General features: G+C 68.5%; 13 protein-coding genes and 1 other RNA gene. 4 read left to right on the top strand and 10 right to left on the bottom strand.

What is annotated here, in order from left to right; translation table 11 throughout:
• Positions 1-30: 30 nt before the first annotated feature.
• The 6 genes from HEP73_RS09645 to hrcA all read right to left on the bottom strand — a co-directional run bounded on the left by HEP73_RS09645 (position 31) and on the right by hrcA (position 8,382).
• Complete coding sequence (locus HEP73_RS09645) at positions 31-750, bottom strand: DUF3142 domain-containing protein (protein WP_221899392.1); 720 nt, start codon at positions 748-750, stop codon at positions 31-33.
• Positions 747-2,825 carry a hypothetical protein gene (locus tag HEP73_RS09640; RefSeq protein ID WP_185823002.1) on the bottom strand — a complete coding sequence of 693 codons (2,079 nt, stop codon included), beginning with the start codon at positions 2,823-2,825 and terminating at the stop codon, positions 747-749. Before HEP73_RS09640 ends, HEP73_RS09645 begins: the two co-directional genes overlap by 4 nt.
• 438 nt (positions 2,826-3,263) lie before the next feature.
• Positions 3,264-4,403 carry a molecular chaperone DnaJ gene (dnaJ, locus tag HEP73_RS09635; RefSeq protein WP_185816174.1) on the bottom strand — a complete coding sequence of 380 codons (1,140 nt, stop codon included), beginning with the start codon at positions 4,401-4,403 and terminating at the stop codon, positions 3,264-3,266.
• Positions 4,404-4,561: 158 nt separating this feature from the next.
• Entirely contained in the window at positions 4,562-6,478 is a 1,917-nt protein-coding gene (gene dnaK, locus HEP73_RS09630; RefSeq protein WP_185823001.1) for a molecular chaperone DnaK, read from the bottom strand.
• A gap of 149 nt (positions 6,479-6,627) precedes the next feature.
• Complete coding sequence (grpE, locus tag HEP73_RS09625) at positions 6,628-7,149, bottom strand: nucleotide exchange factor GrpE (RefSeq protein ID WP_185816172.1); 522 nt, start codon at positions 7,147-7,149, stop codon at positions 6,628-6,630.
• Positions 7,150-7,323: 174 nt separating this feature from the next.
• Positions 7,324-8,382 (bottom strand): heat-inducible transcriptional repressor HrcA, encoded by a 1,059-nt coding sequence (gene hrcA, locus HEP73_RS09620; protein ID WP_185823000.1) that lies wholly within the window; start codon positions 8,380-8,382, stop codon positions 7,324-7,326.
• A gap of 112 nt (positions 8,383-8,494) precedes the next feature.
• Between hrcA and recN the strand changes: the two genes are divergently transcribed.
• Positions 8,495-10,162 (top strand): DNA repair protein RecN, encoded by a 1,668-nt coding sequence (gene recN / locus HEP73_RS09615; protein ID WP_185822999.1) that lies wholly within the window; start codon positions 8,495-8,497, stop codon positions 10,160-10,162.
• Between the two features lie 610 nt (positions 10,163-10,772).
• Here recN and fur read toward each other — a convergent pair.
• A complete protein-coding gene (fur, locus tag HEP73_RS09610) occupies positions 10,773-11,195 on the bottom strand; it encodes a ferric iron uptake transcriptional regulator (RefSeq protein ID WP_179565169.1) in 423 nt (140 codons plus the stop codon).
• Between the two features lie 103 nt (positions 11,196-11,298).
• Between fur and HEP73_RS09605 the strand changes: the two genes are divergently transcribed.
• Complete coding sequence (locus HEP73_RS09605; RefSeq protein WP_185816169.1) at positions 11,299-11,697, top strand: outer membrane protein assembly factor BamE; 399 nt, start codon at positions 11,299-11,301, stop codon at positions 11,695-11,697.
• Between the two features lie 27 nt (positions 11,698-11,724).
• Here the strand turns inward: HEP73_RS09605 and HEP73_RS09600 are convergent, their stop codons facing one another.
• On the bottom strand, positions 11,725-11,988 hold the full coding sequence (locus HEP73_RS09600; protein WP_185822998.1) for an RnfH family protein: 264 nt from the start codon (positions 11,986-11,988) through the stop codon (positions 11,725-11,727).
• Positions 11,985-12,416 (bottom strand): type II toxin-antitoxin system RatA family toxin, encoded by a 432-nt coding sequence (locus tag HEP73_RS09595; RefSeq protein ID WP_179565174.1) that lies wholly within the window; start codon positions 12,414-12,416, stop codon positions 11,985-11,987. Before HEP73_RS09595 ends, HEP73_RS09600 begins: the two co-directional genes overlap by 4 nt.
• Positions 12,417-12,476: 60 nt before the next feature.
• On the opposite strand from HEP73_RS09595, the gene smpB reads away from it, so the two are divergent.
• Positions 12,477-12,980 (top strand): SsrA-binding protein SmpB, encoded by a 504-nt coding sequence (gene smpB / locus HEP73_RS09590; RefSeq protein ID WP_003467984.1) that lies wholly within the window; start codon positions 12,477-12,479, stop codon positions 12,978-12,980.
• Between the two features lie 90 nt (positions 12,981-13,070).
• On the opposite strand, the gene HEP73_RS09585 is transcribed toward smpB, so the two are convergent.
• Positions 13,071-15,311: a S8 family serine peptidase gene (locus tag HEP73_RS09585; RefSeq protein WP_185823368.1), complete on the bottom strand. Its 2,241-nt coding sequence runs from the start codon at positions 15,309-15,311 to the stop codon at positions 13,071-13,073.
• 689 nt (positions 15,312-16,000) lie between these two features.
• Between HEP73_RS09585 and ssrA the strand changes: the two genes are divergently transcribed.
• Positions 16,001-16,352: a transfer-messenger RNA gene (ssrA, locus tag HEP73_RS09580) on the top strand.
• Positions 16,353-16,517: the final 165 nt, after the last annotated feature.

The raw sequence follows: 16,517 nt of genomic DNA, 5'->3' as shown, positions 1-16,517 counted from the left end.
GCGGCAATCGATGGCGGAGTACCGGCCCGCTCACCGGTTGCGCAGGAACACCACGTAGCCGCGGAACCACGGATTGTCCTGCAGGCCCCGCGGCGGTTGCCAGTCGCCGCCCTGCAGCAGGCCGATGCGGAACGGCACCTGCAACCTGTCCAGCCTGGCGACATAGATGGGATAGTCGGGAATCACCGCGCGTCCCTGGTAGATCTGCAGCACCACCTCGTCGACCACGCCGCGCAATCCGGCCAACGCCTCGGCGCGGCCGTTGACGCTCCAGTCCAGCAGGCCGGTGATGCCGAGCCGGTAGTCGGCCGGCAAGCGCCCGCGCAGCGTGCGCAGGAACGCCACGTACTGCTCGAGGTGGCCGGTCCCTGCGTCGAAATCGATCTGCAGGCCGGCCACGTCGTTGCCGGCCGCGCGCCAACGCTGCAACTGCACCAGCACCGCGTCGAACAATGCCGGCGTCCAGTCGATGCGCTCCACCCGCAACACCATCCATACCTGGCAGTGGCGCAGTTGCGGCAACGCGGCGCGTTGCGCGACCAATCTTGCCGGCGCGTCGGCGTCCAGCGGCACCTCGGCCTGCAGCAGGTACACGCGGCGCGCGTTGGCCAGCACCGGTTGCGGCCGCACCCCGGCCCACAACCAGAACGCATCGTAGCGGCGCGCCTCCACCGGCGCGGCGTTGGCCGCGCCCATCGTCAGGCACAGCGCCAACAGCACGGCGCAGCGCACGCGCATGGCGCCGCTCACCAGTAGTACTTCAGGTCCTGCGCCCAGGTCGAGGACGGGAATTCCCGTTTCAGGCGCTGGAACCAACGCTTGCGCTCGGCCACCGGCACGTCCTTGCCGCCGCAATCGTTGTTTCCGCTGGGCGCATAGCACTGGATGGCGCGGTACAGCGCATAGGCCCTGTCGTTGGCAGGCACGTTCGCAGCATCGATGACGCGTTGGTAGACCGGCAAACGGAAATACGCAGCGCCGGGAAATTGCGAAGGCGCTCCGCCAAGCTCGGCGGCCGGCGGTTGCCAGTTGATCGGCAAGTCATCCCAGTTCATGACCCGGACCAACTCGGCCACGCACAACTGCGCATGGGCGTCGGCGGGGGCAGCGGCCAGGGTCTTGGCCACCGCCTCGATCGCCGGGCATGCATCCTCGCCCTGCTCGAATGTGCCGGAGAACACCGCCAGCGGTGGCGACGACTGCGGCAACCAGTAAGGCCCGCGCCGGGGCTCGCTGCTGTCGAGCGGGACGTCGGCGAGCAGCACGCGATCCTGCAGGAACGCCTTGGACTGGCCACGCGAAAGCTCCTTGTACAGCAGCACGAAGCCGGCCAGTTCGCGTTCGTGCGCCGGCACGCTCGGCGCCAGCGCGTGGCGGCGCAGCAGATCGGCACCGGCGGCATAGATCAGCAGCTGGTCGCGGATGGACTGGTTGACGATCGGAGAATCCGCGGCGAACACCTGGTCGAGCGCACGGTCGCGCTCCAGGCGCCGCGCCAGCGCCAGCTGCACCAGCGGTTGCTGCACCCCAGGCTCGGCGCTGCCGAGCAGGCGCCGCCAGTAGGCCGCCAACTCCGGCGCACCGCTGTCCTCCAGCGCCAAGCCCTTGAGCATGGCCGTGGCGAAGGCCACGCTGCCGCACCTGCTTCCGCCCTGGCCCGTCTCCAGCAGGCGCAGCGCCTGCGTCGGCGACCCGGCCACGTAATACTGGTAGCTGGACAGCAGCAACGCGAACAACGCCGGTTCGTCGGCGAAGTGCGGCCGCTGTGCCTCCAGCGCCGCCAACGACAGCCGCTGGCGCTCGCTGCCGCCATCGCTCGCGCGCATCGCCTTGAGATCGGCCACCGCCAGCAGCAGCGGCGTGGTCAGCGTCGCAGGATCGACGCTACCCAGCAGCTTGTTGTCGATTTCCTGGGCCAGCTCCGGGTCGGACAGGCCGCGCTGCGCGGCAGGCAGCCGCAGCAGCCGCTCGTATTCGGCTGCCAGTTTCCCGGTGTCGCCGCCGAGCCAGTACAGCCGCCGCATCAATCCACGCGCCGAAGCCGCATAGCGCCCCTGCGGATAGTCGTGCAGGTACTGCGCGAACGCCTGCTCGGCGCGCGCCAGCGCGGCCTTGTCGAACTGCATCGGCTCGCGCTGCACGCCGTATTCGTCGAAGCCATCGACCTGCGCCGCATTGAGCGCCACCCGCCCCAGCATGTAGCGCGCCGTCTCCCTGAGCCAGGGATCGGCCGCCTTGGCAAGCGCATCGAAGCCCTGCGCGGACGCGTCGAAGGCGCCGGCGTAGAACGCGCTGGCGGCCTGCAGATACTGCGCGAATTCCCTGCCTGCAGCCGACGACACGCCGTCCGGCGCAGCGATTTGCTGGTCCGGACACTGCGCCGGCCGCGCCTGGGCCAAGCGCGCTTTTTCCGCCGCCGGCACGCGCGCGTTCGCGTTCAGCGCGTCGTTGAACGCGCTGACGCCGCGCGCATTGCTGTTGCAGCGGTTCGCCTCGCCATCGAGCGCACCCTCCACGGCAGCGGCCTGATCGGTCGCCGGCGCTTGCAGCGCCTGGACCGCTGCCTCCCAGGTGAACACCGGTTCGAGCGGGCTGGCAGGCGCCACCGCCTGCGCTGCGCCATCGCGCATCAACAGCAGCAGGTTGACCCGGGTGTCGCTGCCCGGCGCCAGCGCGACGGTGTTCTGGCATCCGCTGTAATCGCCGAAATCCAGCAGCAGGCTGGAGTCGCAACCGGCATCGGAACTGGCGAGCGCGGGTGCGGCAAAGCAAGCGCACAGCAGCAGCGCGGCAAGGCGGGCAACAACGGAACGGCCGATCTGCATGGCGGGCTCTGCAAGCGAGATGCGCCGCGATCGGCGTAGCGGCATGTTCGCATGCCGGACCGCGCCACGGACGGTGACGCGGCGCAAAGAGCGCACGCTAGCGATGCGCGCCAGCGCGGCCGCGCCGGCAGTGCACCGGCGCTGCCATGCTGAAAGGATAAAAAGGTCACCCGGTCCCCAGAACCCCCTCACCCCCGGCGGGTGCGTTCACCGCCGTAGTTCAAGGGCTGAGATTGGGGATGCGGGATTGGGGATTCGTAACAGCGACACTGCGGCGTCCCCTCCCGCAACCGGCATTCGATTCGCAGGCAATCGATCGCAATCCCGAAAACTAAAAAAGGCACGTACCGGGCTCTCGCCCTGCACATGCCTCTTCCATCGGTCCACACAATCTCGACCGCCGCTCGGGACCCGCCGTTGCGAATCCCAATCCCGGCTCTACGACGTCATCCGGTCCCAGAACCCCTTCACCCCGTCGATGAAGGTCGCCGACTTCGGCGAGTGTTTGCGCGCGTCCTCGCCGGTGAACGTGGATTCGAACTGCTCCAGCAGCTTGCGCTGGTCGGCGGTCAGGTTGACCGGGGTTTCCACCACCACGCGGCAGTACAGGTCGCCTTCGCTGCGGCTACGCACCGAACGCACGCCCTTGCCGCGCAAGCGGAACAGCTTGCCGGTCTGGGTCTCGGCCGGAATGCGGATCTCCGCCTCGCCGCCCAGCGTGGCCACGCGCACGGTGTCGCCGAGCGCGGCCTGGGAAATGCGGATCGGCACTTCGCAGTGCAGGTCGTCGCCGTCGCGCTGGAAGATCGCGTGCTCGCGCACCCGCACTTCCACATACAGATCGCCAGGCGGCGTGCCGGCCGGACCGGCCTCGCCTTCGCCGGACAGGCGGATGCGGTCGCCGTTGTCCACGCCCGGCGGAATCTTCACCGACAGCACCTTGGTTTCCTCGACGCGCCCGGCGCCGTGGCAGGTGCCGCACGGGTTCTGCACGATCTGGCCGCGCCCGGCGCAATGCGGGCAGCTCTGCTGCATTGCGAAGATGCCGCGCTGGATCCGCACCTGGCCGCGCCCCTGGCAGGTGGTACAGGTCTCGACCTTGCCGTCTTCCGAACCGCTGCCATGGCAGTGTTCGCATTCGCCCAGGGTCGGAATCTCGATGCGGCGCTCGATCCCGGCCACCGCCTCTTCCAGATCCAGTTCCAGCACGTAGCCGATATCGGCGCCGCGCCGCGCCGCACGGCCACCGCCGCCGCCGGCACCCCCGAAGATGTTGCCGAAGATGTCGCCGAAGATGTCGCCCATGTCCGGGCCGCCGGGACCGCCACCGCCGCCCATCCCGCCCATGCCGTGCTCGAACGCGGCATGGCCGTGCGCGTCGTACATGCGCCGCTTGTTGCCGTCGGACAGGACTTCGTAGGCCTCCTTGCACTCCTTGAACGCGGCTTCGGCGGCTTGGTCGCCCGGGTTGCGGTCAGGGTGGTGCTTCATCGCGCAACGGCGATAGGCCTTCTTCAGCTCGTCGTCGTTGGCGGTACGGGCCACGCCCAGCACTTCGTAGTAGTCGCGTTTGCTCATAGGGCGGAGATTGGGGATTCGAAATTCGGGATTCGTGTAAAGCAAAAGCGGAGAGCGCTAACTCGTCCGCTTTTGCGAGCGCTACGGACAGGGTATCGGGAACGGAAGCCGACAGGCGAAAGCCTTCGAATCCCTACTCCCGAATCCCGAATCCCGGCTTACTTCTTGTCGTCCTTGACTTCGGTGAACTCGGCGTCGACCACGTCGTCGCCGGCCGCCTGCGCACCGCCCGGGGCGGCGCCCGGCTGCTGTTCGCCGGCGGCGGCCGCCGCGTACAGCGACTGACCGGCCTCTTCCAGCGCCTTGGTCTTGGCCTCGATCTGGCCCTTGTCGTCGCTCTTCATCGCCGTTTCCAGGTCGGCCAGGGCCGACTCGACCTTGCCGATCACGTCGCCGCCGACCTTGCTGCCGTGCTCGGTGATCGCGCTGCGCGTGGCGTGGATCAGGCCGTCGGCCTGGTTGCGCGCCTGCACCAGCTCATGGAACTTCTTGTCTTCCTCGCGGTTGGCTTCCGCGTCGGCGACCATCCGCTGGATTTCGTCGTCCGACAGCCCAGAGCCGGCCTTGATCTCGACCTTCTGTTCCTTGTTGGTCTTCTTGTCTTTGGCCGACACGTGCAGGATGCCGTTGGCGTCGATGTCGAAGGACACCTCCACCTGCGGCAGGCCGCGCGGCGCCGGCTCGATCCCGGACAGGTCGAACTTGGCCAGCGACTTGTTGTAGCGGGCCTGCTCGCGCTCGCCCTGCAGCACGTGCACCGTCACCGCGGACTGGTTGTCCTCGGCGGTAGAGAAGGTCTGCGAGGCCTTGGTCGGGATCGTGGTGTTCTTCTCGATGATCTTGGTGAACACGCCGCCCAGGGTCTCGATGCCCAGGCTCAGCGGGGTCACGTCGAGCAGCAGCACGTCCTTGACGTCGCCGGCCAGCACGCCGCCCTGGATCGCCGCGCCCAGCGCCACGGCCTCGTCGGGGTTGACGTCCTTGCGCGGCTCCTTGCCGAAGAACTCGGACACCGCCTGCTGCACCTTCGGCATGCGGGTCTGGCCGCCGACCAGGATCACCTCGGTCACGTCGCTGGCGCGCAGGCCGGCGTCGTTGAGCGCGGTGCGGCACGGCTCGATGGTGCGCTTGACCAGGTCCTCGACCAGCGCCTCGAGCTTGGCCCGGGTCAGCTTGATGTTGAGGTGCTTCGGGCCCGACGCGTCGGCGGTGACGTACGGCAGGTTGACTTCGGTCTGCTGCGAGGTCGACAGCTCGATCTTGGCGCGCTCGGCCGCATCCTTCAGGCGCTGCAGCGCCAGCGGATCCTTGCGCAGGTCAATGCCCTGGTCCTTGTTGAATTCCTCGACCAGGTAGTCGATGACGCGCTTGTCGAAGTCTTCGCCACCCAGGAAGGTGTCGCCGTTGGTGGCCAGCACTTCGAACTGCTTCTCGCCGTCGACGTTGGCGATCTCGATGATCGACACGTCGAAGGTGCCGCCGCCCAGGTCGTACACCGCGATCTTGCGATCGCCGCCCTGACCCTTGTCCAGGCCGTAGGCCAGCGCCGCGGCGGTCGGCTCGTTGATGATGCGCTTGACGTCCAGGCCGGCGATGCGGCCGGCGTCCTTGGTCGCCTGGCGCTGGCTGTCGTTGAAGTACGCCGGCACGGTGATGACCGCCTCGGTGACGGTCTCGCCCAGGAACGCCTCGGCGGTCTTCTTCATCTTCTCCAGCACCTGCGCGGAGATTTCCTGCGAGGCCAGCTTGCGGCCGTCGGCGGTGGCCACCCAGGCGTCGCCGTTGTCGTGCTGGACGATGCCGTACGGGACCAGGCCGATGTCCTTCTGCACTTCGGCGTCGGTGAACTTGCGGCCGATCAGGCGCTTCACCGCGTAGAAGGTGTTCTTCGGATTGGTGACCGCCTGGCGCTTGGCCGAGGCGCCCACCAGCACTTCGCCGTCCTTGGTGTAGGCGACGATCGAGGGCGTGGTGCGGTCGCCTTCGGAATTTTCGATGACGCGGGCTTTGCCGCCGTCCATGATCGCCACGCACGAGTTGGTCGTGCCCAGGTCGATGCCGATGATCTTGCCCATTGGATGACTCCTGAAAATTTCTGGTGTCCGGCCGCTGCCGGGGTCTGGTTCGGATATAGGGATGGCCGCAGGTCATTCAAGCCATCACCGCAAATTAGCGTTCTGCCGCGGCCGCGCCGGATTCAGGCGCGGACCGCCGGCGGCACGCGTCAATCGTGCTTGGCGACCACCACGAGCGCCGGCCGCAGCAGGCGTTCGTTGAGCAGGTAGCCCTTCTGGAACACCTGGATCACGTGGCCGGGGGCGACGCCGTCGGCCTCGGCCTGGCTGATCGCCTGGTGGTGCTCCGGGTTGAACGGCTGCCCGGTCGGGTCGAGCAGGGTCAGGCCGTTGTCGGCGGCGACCTTGAGCAGCTGCTTGTAGGTCAGCTCCAGGCCGTCGCGCAGCGGGCTGGGTTCGCTGCCGGCGGCGCTCAGGCCGGCGTCCAGGCTGTCGAACACCGGCAGCAGGTCGCCGAGCAGGCGCTCGTTGGCGAACTTGCGCGCCTGCTCGACGTCGCGGGCGATGCGCTTGCGCTGGTTTTCCAGGTCGGCGCGCTCGCGCAGCACGTCGGCCTTGAGCAGCGCCAGCTCGCTGCGCAGGGTCTCGATCTGCGCCTGCAGCGGATCGGTCGCCGGCTGCTGGGCCTCGGACAGGTGTTCAGAATCGAATTCGGGGTGGTCTTGGTTCATTTCCGGTTCCCTGGCGGGAGATGCACCCGCCCTACCGGACCACCTATGTGGGCGTGCGGGGCGGATTCAAGATGCTGTGTTGCATCTTCGGGATTGGAGATTGGGGATTCGGGATTGGTCGGAGCGGCGCCACGGCACGCACCGGCTGCCGCGTGCCCGCCCCTCCCTGCCCGGCTACCGCTCTGTCGGCGGGGTCGGGTCCAGGGCCGCGCCGAGGACTTCGGCGGCGGTCTGCACCAGCGGGATCACCCGGTCGTAGTCCATGCGCTTGGGGCCAATCACGCCCAGTACGCCCAGCACCTGGCCGCCGGCCATGTATGGCGCGGTGACCAGCGACACGCTCTCCAGCGGCACCACCCCGGTTTCCTCGCCGATGAAGATGCGCACGCCCGGCGCGCGGATGGTGCGCTCCAGCAGCTGCAGGATCTCGCGCTTGCTGGCGAAGATCTCGAACAGCTCGCGCAGCCGCTCCAGGTCCGACAGGTCCTGCACCCCCATCAGCTTGGTCTGCCCGGCCAGCACCATGTCGTCACCGGCCGGGGCCAGCGCCTGCTCGGCCAGCTCCACGCTGTGCGCCAGCAGCAGCTCCATCTCGTCGCGGGCGTGGCGCAGGTCGCGCACCAGGCTGGCGCGGATGTCGGCCAGCGCGCGCCCGGCGAAATGCGCGTTCAGGTAATTGGCCACCCGTTCCAGTTCGGCCGGCTCGTAGGTCTTGCGCGGTTCGATGACCCGGTTCTGCACCTCGTTGTCGGCGAACACCAGGATCGCCAGCACCCGGCGCGCGTCCAGCGGCACGAAATCGATGTGCCGGAACGCGAACTGCTCGCGCTTGGGCGCGCTGACCACGCCGACGAAATGGGTCATTGCCGACAGCAGCTCCGAGGCGCTGCCGAGCAGCGCCTGAGTGCCGGCGGCGTTGCTCATCTCCGCGCGCAGCCGCGCCACCTCGCTCTCGCCCGGCGGGCGCATCTGCACCAGGCTGTCGACGAACACCCGGTAGCCGGTGGCGGTGGGGATGCGCCCGGCCGAGGTGTGCGGCGAGCTGAGCAGGCCGGCGTCCTCCAGGTCGGCGAGGATGTTGCGGATCGTCGCTGGGCTCACGTCCAGCCCGGCGTGGCGGGCCAGAGTCTGCGAGCCGACCGGTTCGCCGTCGCGGATATAGCGCGAGATCAGCGTGCGCAACAGCTGCCGGGCGCGTGGGTCGAGCGAGGAGTGGACCGGGGAGGCGCGCATGCAATCAATCCGTGAGACTGGACACTAGATAATGGCTGCATGCCGGCTTGGCAAGTGATTGGCCCACCTACCCCCGCGTGCTAGCGTTGCGCGCCCCTGGATTCCGACCCCCATGCTCAGACATCTCTCGATCAAGGATTTCGCCGTCGTCCGCGGGACCGAACTGGAATTCGGCCCCGGCATGACCGTGGTGTCCGGCGAAACCGGCGCCGGCAAGTCGCTGATGGTGGACGCGCTCGGCTTCCTGTCCGGGCTGCGCGCCGACAGCGGCGTGGTCCGCCACGGCGCCGACCGCGCCGAGCTGTCGGCCGAATTCGCCGTGCCCGAGGCCGCTCCGGCGCGCGCCTGGCTGCGCGAAAACGAACTCGACGACGACGAACAATGCCAGCTGCGCCGGGTGATCCGCGCCGACGGCGGCTCGCGCGCCTGGATCAACGGCCGCCCAGTGACCCTGTCGCAGCTGGCCGAGCTGGCCGGCCATCTGGTCGAGATCCACGGCCAGCACGAACACCAGGCGCTGCTGTCGCGCGGCAGCCAGCTCGGCCTGCTCGACGCCTACGCCCGCAACGAGACCGAACGCGCCGCGGTGCGCGCCGCCGCCGTGCGCTGGCAGGCGCTGCTGGCCGAGCGCGAGACGCTGCTGGCGCAGGGCGACGTGTCCGACCGCATCGGCTTCCTCGAGCACCAGCTGGCCGAGCTGCAGCGCGAGGACCTGGCGCCGGCGGCGATCGCCGCGCTGGACGCCAACCATCGCCGCCAGGCCCATGCCGCGGCGCTGATCGGCGCCTGCGAGGGCGCCGCGCAGCGGCTCAACGGCGACGAGGCGCCGGCGGTGCTGGAACTGCTGCAGCAGACCCGCCACGAACTGGGCAAGGTCGGCGAATACGAGCCGCGCCTGGCCGAGGTCGAAGCGCTGATCGACAGCGCCACGATTCAACTGGAAGAGGCGCTGGCGCTGGTCGACCGGGTGCGCGACGACCTCGACGCCGATCCGGCGCAGTTCGAGGACATGGAACGCAAGCTGGGCCGACTGCACGACCTGGCGCGCAAGCACCGAGTTACCCCGGACACGCTGGGCGAGCACCGCGACGCGCTGCTGGCCGAAGTCGAGGGCCTGCGCGGCGCTGGCGAACGGCTGGACGTGCTGGATGCGGAGATCGTCCGCGCCACCCAGGCCTGGCGCGACGCCGCCGCCGCGCTCAGCGGCACCCGCCAGCGTGGCGCGCAGGCGCTGTCGCGCGACACCACCGCGCTGATCGGCGAACTGGGCATGGGCGGCGGGCGCTTCGAGATCCAGCTCGAGCCGCACGAGGCCGAGCGCCCCGACCCGGCCGGCGCCGAGCGCGTCGAGTTCCTGGTCGCGGCCAACGCCGGGCAGCCGCCGCGCGCGCTGCGCAAGGTCGCTTCCGGTGGCGAGCTGTCGCGCATCTCGCTGGCGATCGAGGTCGCCGCGCTGGGCCTGGACGCGGTGCCGACGATGGTGTTCGACGAAGTGGACTCGGGCATCGGCGGCGCCGTCGCCGACATCGTCGGCAAGAAGCTGCGCGCGCTCGGCGAGCAGCGCCAGGTGCTGTGCGTGACCCACCTGCCGCAGGTCGCGGCGCAGGGCCACGCCCATTACCGGGTCAGCAAGGCGCCGGTCGAGGGCATGACCCAGAGCTCGGTCGAACTGCTGGCGCCGCGCCAGCGCGAGGAAGAACTGGCGCGAATGCTGGGCGGGGTCGAGGTCAGCAAGGAAGCCCGCGCGGCGGCCAAGCGGCTGTTGCAGAGCGCTGGTTGAGGCGCTCTGCCAGGTTGCGCCGGGTTGGTGGGCTGGGCCTGGGCTTCGGCTCTGTTACTGGGCCGCCACTCCGCACATGGCGTTGGGTGGCCTCGAGCCATCGGGCGACTCGAGCCCTGTGACTCAGGCCACAGGGAATATGAAGCTTGCAGGCTCCGGATGGTGTCAGGTCGGGGCTGAAGCCCCTCCTTCAGTGCACCCAGCCGGTTCGTCGCGAGTTCCCTGTAGGAGCGGTTTCAACCGCGACGAGCGGAGCCGTCCGACGACCCAGGGGCGGAAGGCGTCGGGACTGAAGTCCCTCCCACAGTGCACCCAGCCAGTTAGTCGCGAGTCGCTGTAGAGCGGCTTCAGCCGCGACGAACGGAGCCACCAGTTGTTCCGGCCTTGGAAGCAGTCGGGAAGCAGTCGGGGCTAAAGCCGCCCCCACAGCGCACCAAGCCGGCTCACCGCAAGCCCCCTGTGGGAGCGACTTCAGTCGCGACGAACGGAGCTGGGAGATCAGTGACAGCTGGCAATCCGTGGAAACCGAAGCCACTCAGGCCCTTCCTCTCCACGCGGTCTGCGGCGATGGCCCTGCGTCGAACGCTACCGCGCCCGAACGGGCCCGAACTCAGCCCTTCTTGCCCGCCGGGCGCTTGCTGCGCACGTACAGCACCAGCGAGTGCTCTTCCAGCTCGTAGCCGTGATCGGCGGCGATCTTGCGCTGCAGTTCCTCGATCTCGGCGCTTTCGAATTCGATGACGTTGCCGGTGTCCACGTCCACCATGTGGTCGTGGTGGCCGCCGCGGTCCAGTTCGTACACCGCCTGGCCGCCTTCGAAATTGTGCTTGAGCACCAGTCCGGCCGCCTCGAACTGGGTCAGGACCCGGTACACCGTGGCCAGGCCGATCTCGTCGCCGTGATCGAGCAGCTGGCGGTAGATCTCTTCCGCGGTCATGTGGTGGCGCGCCGACTTCTGCTCTAGCAGCTCCAGGATGCGCATCCGGGGATGCGTGACCTTCAGGCCGACTTTGCGCAGATCGTGGGATTCCATGGCGTCTCCATTCATAGCTGGTTTAGCGCCAGCTGCCTCGGGATGGGTCGCGGCGGTCATCGGGAGTGTATCATCGACCCGATTTCCCTCAGTACTGTCCCCGATGCGCAATCTCTTGCTGGTCGCCGCTGTTGCCCTGTCCACCGCTGGCTGCGGGATCATCTACAAGCAGCCTATCTATCAAGGCAACCTGATCAAGCAGGCGGCCGTCGATCAGCTCAAGGTCGGCCAAAGCAAGCAGCAGGTCAACGCGCTGCTCGGCACCCCGTCGATCCCGGATCCGTTCCATGCCCAACGCTGGGACTACACCGCGACCGAGCGCCTCGATCGCCTCGGCCGGACCGAGATCAAGAATTTCGTCGTCTACTTCGACAACGACACGGTGACCCGCTGGGAAGGCGACTATTTCCCGGACAACGATTCGGAGCTGGCCAAGAACAGCGTGCGCCAGTTCGGCCGCAACCTGGCCAAGGACAAGAAGAAGCAGCGCCGCAGCGAGTAAGCATCGCCGGCAACGCGCCTGGCGGCGCTAGCGCGGTTTCGCGCGCCGCCGCCGGGCATCCTTCGGATCGGCCAGCAATGGCCTGAGCAGTTCGACCCGGTCGCCGTCGTATAGGAGCTGGGTCGGCGCGGCGACGCTGCCATGAATCGCGCAGGGCATGCCCGGCGTCGCCTCGGCCAGGGCCGCTGCGCGCAACGCATCGGCGACGGTGGATCCTTCGGGCAATTGCAGCGTGCGCGCGACGAAACGGTCCGGCCAGGCCAGCACCACTTCGACCCGCAGCCCGCTCATGCGTCTTCGCGGTCGGCCACGCGCACGAAGTCGTTGACCATGCGGTCGGCCAGGCTCTGGAAGCCCAGCGCCAGCGCCGGCCCCAGCAGCCGCGAGGCCGGCTCGAAGTCCAGGGTCAGGCTGACCTTGCTGGCGTGGTCGTTGAAGCCCTGGAACTCCCACTGCCCCTGCAGGCGCTTGAACGGGCCGTCGCGCAGCAGCATATCGATGCGGTCGGGGCGCTGCAGCCGGTTTTCGGTGGTGAACCAGGTGCGGAACGAGCCCACGCCCAGGTCCAGCCGCGCCACCAGGTATTGGTCGCTATGCTCGAGCACATGCGCCGCATCGCACCAGGCGAAGCGGCGCGGATAGGCGGCGACATCATTGACCAGGTCGAACATGCGCGTTGCGGGGTGTTCGACCAGGGCGCTGCGGCGGATGATAGGCATTCGGTGCGGGGAAAGTGGACCAAGACGTTCGGGAGGCCCCGAATCGGAGACAATAGCAAGATGAGCAAGAAACCCGCCAAGGATAAAGCAAACGGCGCGACGGCCAACAAGACCATCGCGTTGAACAAGCGTGCGCGCCACGAATACCACCTGGAGGACCGCTACGAAGCCGGCCTGGCCCTGCAGGGCTGGGAGGTCAAGTCGATCCGCGCCGGCCGCGCCAACATCGGCGAGAGCTACGCGTTCGTGCGCCAGGGCGAGCTGTTCCTGTTCGGCGCGCAGTTCACCCCGCTGATCCAGGCCTCCACCCACGTGGTGGCCGACGACCGCCGCACCCGCAAGCTGCTGCTGCACCGGAGCGAGATCGACAAGCTGATCGGCCGCGTCGAGCGCGACGGCTACACCTTGGTGCCCACCGCGATGTACTGGAGCAAGAACAAGATCAAGCTCGAGATCGCGCTGGCCAAGGGCAAGCAGGACCACGACAAGCGCGACGCCGCCAAGGACCGCGACTGGGCCCGCGACAAGCAGCGGATCATGCGGCGTCACAACAAGAACGCGTGATTCGGGATTCGGGATTGGGGATTGGCAAAAGCGGCAAGCGAGATGCCGCCGTTGCGAATCCCTAATCCCTAATCACCAATCCCTGCCCCATCACGTCCCGCCAAGCATCCGCATCAGGCTCGGCAACCCACGCCCCTGCATGTAGGGATCGCGCTGCAGGTCCAGGCACTGGTCTAACAGCAGTTGCTTGACCCGGTCCGGAAAGCCGATGAACTCGCGGCGTACCGACAGGAACGCGGCGATCAGTCCGGACACGTGCGCGGCGGCCATGCTGGTGCCGCTCATCTCCACCATCCAGGTGTCGGGGTCGTCGGCGTCGTAGCGGTGATGGGCCGAGACGATCTTCTCCCCCGGCGCCACCAGGTCCGGCTTGTGCCGGCCGTCGGCGGTCGGGCCGCGCGAGGAGAAGTACGACACGCCGTAGCTGTGCGGGCTGCTCTTGTGCACCGAGCCCACCGCCAGCGCCTCCTCCAGGTTGGCCGGGTCGCCGATGCTCAGGTCCAGATTCATCGGGTAGGCCTGCCCATCGTCCTGCATCAGCCAGGCCAGGCCGTCGTTGCCGGCCGCGATCACCACCACCACGCCCTGCCGCCATAGCCGGCGCAGTTCGTTGCACAGCGGGGTGAAGCCGCAGCCGTAGCTTTCCGCATCGAAGTAGCCGCCCAGGCTCAGGTTGACCCCGTGGATGACCAGTTCGCCGGCGCGCTCGTTGATCTCGGCGACCTGCTGCACGCCCTTGATGATCCACGAGTCGCGGCCGTTGCCGTCGTCGTCCAGCACCTTCAGCCCGTACAGCCGCGCCTGCGGCGCCATGCCGGCGAAGCGCAGCGGCGTGGCCGGCGCCACCCCGGGCAACGGCGCATCGCACTGCCCGGCGATGATCCCGGCCACGTGGGTGCCATGGCCGTTGCCGTCCAGCGCAGCGAAGCCGGCGCCGTCGCGGCGGCGAAGTTCGCGGGCACGGCCGCGCTGCGTGCAGTCCCATTGCGCCAGCACCGTTTCCGGCAGACCGGGCTGCTGGAAATGCGGATGCGCCGCGGCGATGCCGCTGTCCAGCACTGCCCAGCCGATGCCTGCGCCGAGCGCGCGGTACGCCACCTGCGCCGCGTCGGCCTGCACGGTGCTGCGCGACTGGTAGATCAGGGCGCGCTTGCCGGCATCGCGCCACAGCCGTTTCAGGCTCAACGTGCGATAGCGCTCGCGCAGGCTTTCGATCTCGAACCGGGTCAGGCGCGCCGACACGTAGCGCTGCAGCGTGTCCTCCAGCTCGATCGCCGTGTCCAGCGCCTCGCCCTTCAATCCCGTGGACGCCTGGGTCAGCTCGCGCAGCGCCGCGACCAGCTCGCGCTTCAACTGCGCCGGCTCGCGCGCGTCCGGCAGCCGGTCCAGTTCGATCAGCACCTCGTGGCGATAGTCCGGCGCGTGCGCCTCCAACTGGTCGGACAGGTCCTTGATCAGCACCGGATGCGCGATCGGCTGGTCGAAGCCGACGCCCACCGCGCGCCGCACCTCAGCGCGGACCTCGGGGATGGACAGATAGCCGGAGCCGGAATGCGGATTGCGCTGCCAATCCGGGTTGATGCGCGATCCGGCGATGTTGTGGAAGCGCCCCTGCGCATCGGCGATGTCGTCGCTCAAATCGTCGTCCAGCGCCACCGGATCGCGCCGCTCGGCGACGTTGACCCAGCGCTTCACGCAGGCCGGAAACGGCAACTTCGGCGTGCCGGTCCACTGCTTGAACATGCTGCGCACCACCGGCAGGCCCAGCGGCGAACCCAGGGTCAGCAACAGCGACACCTCGCAGCCCTCGGCCTCGAACTCGCGCAGCACGTCGTAGGCGATCAGCGAACCCTGGCTGTGCGCGATCACCACGAACGGACCGCCGCCGGCACGCATGCGCTGCAGCAGGCTTTCGCGCATCTGCTCGCGCCGCGCCGGCACGAAAAAGAAATCGTGCACGTCCTGCAGCAGCGCGGCGGAGATCAGCTTGAGCAGCATCCGGTTCAGCACGTCGATCGGACCCTGCGCATGCAGGCCGGCGGCCTCCGGCGCGGCAGCCTGCACCTCGTCCAGCAACTGCCGCAGGCACGCGCGCTCGGCGTCGCTGCCGGCCAGCGTATCGGCCAGTTGGCGCAGATCGGCCAACTGCGGCACCACACCCAGCGCACCGAGCACCCGCTGCTCGGCCTGGTTCAATGCCGGGCCGCGGTCCTGCTCCTGGCAACTGCCCGGCTCCGGCGATGGATAGCGCTCGCGGCTGACCCAGTACGCCATGCGCGTGCGCTCGCCCATCTCGCGACCGAACAGGGCGCGATCCCACTGGCAGCGCAGCACCTCGGCCGGCGGCTTGTTGCCGATGCCATGGATGTAGACGACCGTGCGCGCCCGGCCCTGTGCCAGCGAGCTTTGGCCGGTGGCCTTGGGCCTGGCGGTGCGCGCAGGCGTGGGAGCGCTGGCAGCGGTGGCGGCACCTGCGCCGCCCTGAGACGACGGCGCGCGCCTGGTGGCGGCTTGCGGCTTGGCTGTCCCAGGCTTGATTGTCCCGGGCTTGGCCGTCTTGGGCTTGACTGTCCTGGACTTGGCCGCCTTGGGCGCGCCTGTCCTGGGTGTGTCGCCAGCCACTGGCTTCGCCGCGGTGCGCCGCGCCGGTCCGCTCGACCGCGCGACCGTCTTTTCCGCATTCTTCACCCCGGCCCGCTGCGCGGCCGCCTTCTTGGGCTTGGCCTTCTTCGCCGCAACGCCCTGCCGCGCAGGCAGTGCCCGGCCGGCCTGAGCGGACGCTTTCGCTGGTTTCGCTGCGGCGGCCGCTGCCGTGGCCGCTCGCTTGCCATCGCGCCCGCCGTCGCGCGCACGCTGTTGCCTGGTTGCCATCGCGGTGCTCCATGCCTGGGGGAGATCCGTCGGCGCAGACCGCCAGCTGCCGCGCCGAGTGAAGCCAGCTTAAGCCGCCCCTGTCGCAAGACTTGTGACTGGCCTCCCCGATCCCTACACTGTGTGGGTCAGCGTTTTACGTTTTCCCCGGGGGTGCACTGGTTTCGACGGGGGTTGCAAAATCGCTTGGCGCATGCCGAGGGGGCCGCTTTCCTCGTAAATCCAGCAGCAAACTTATAGTTGCCAACGACGACAACTACGCACTGGCCGCTTAAGGCCTAGCCCCGAAATCGCTTGTGTCCGTGCTCGCGACGTAGGGTCATTATCACGGAATCGCCGGTGGTGGCTGCCTGTCAACCATTGGCTAAATAAAGCAGGCTGGTCCCGGGATGCGCTTCGCACATCGTGCTGTTCCGGGATGAGATCCAACGATGAGCTAAGCATGTAGTGCCGGGGATGGAGTGCCTTCGGACGGCGGTTCGATTCCGCCCACCTCCACCATCTGAACGTTCGCAGCAATTCGCGGACGTACGACAAGGGTCGGATTTTCCTGGATTCCAGGGCAATCCGGCCCTTTTTGTTTGTACCCGCCATCGACAAGACGTGCCTTGGCCGGCATGCGCGATGCGCCTGTGGACGTTGCCGGAATCAGCGCGGTCTACCGCG

Source organism: Xanthomonas sp. GW, from assembly GCF_014236815.1.
Lineage (GTDB): Bacteria > Pseudomonadota > Gammaproteobacteria > Xanthomonadales > Xanthomonadaceae > Xanthomonas_A.
Note: the sequence above shows the minus strand (reverse complement) of the source record. Positions and strands in the feature narration are given on the sequence as shown.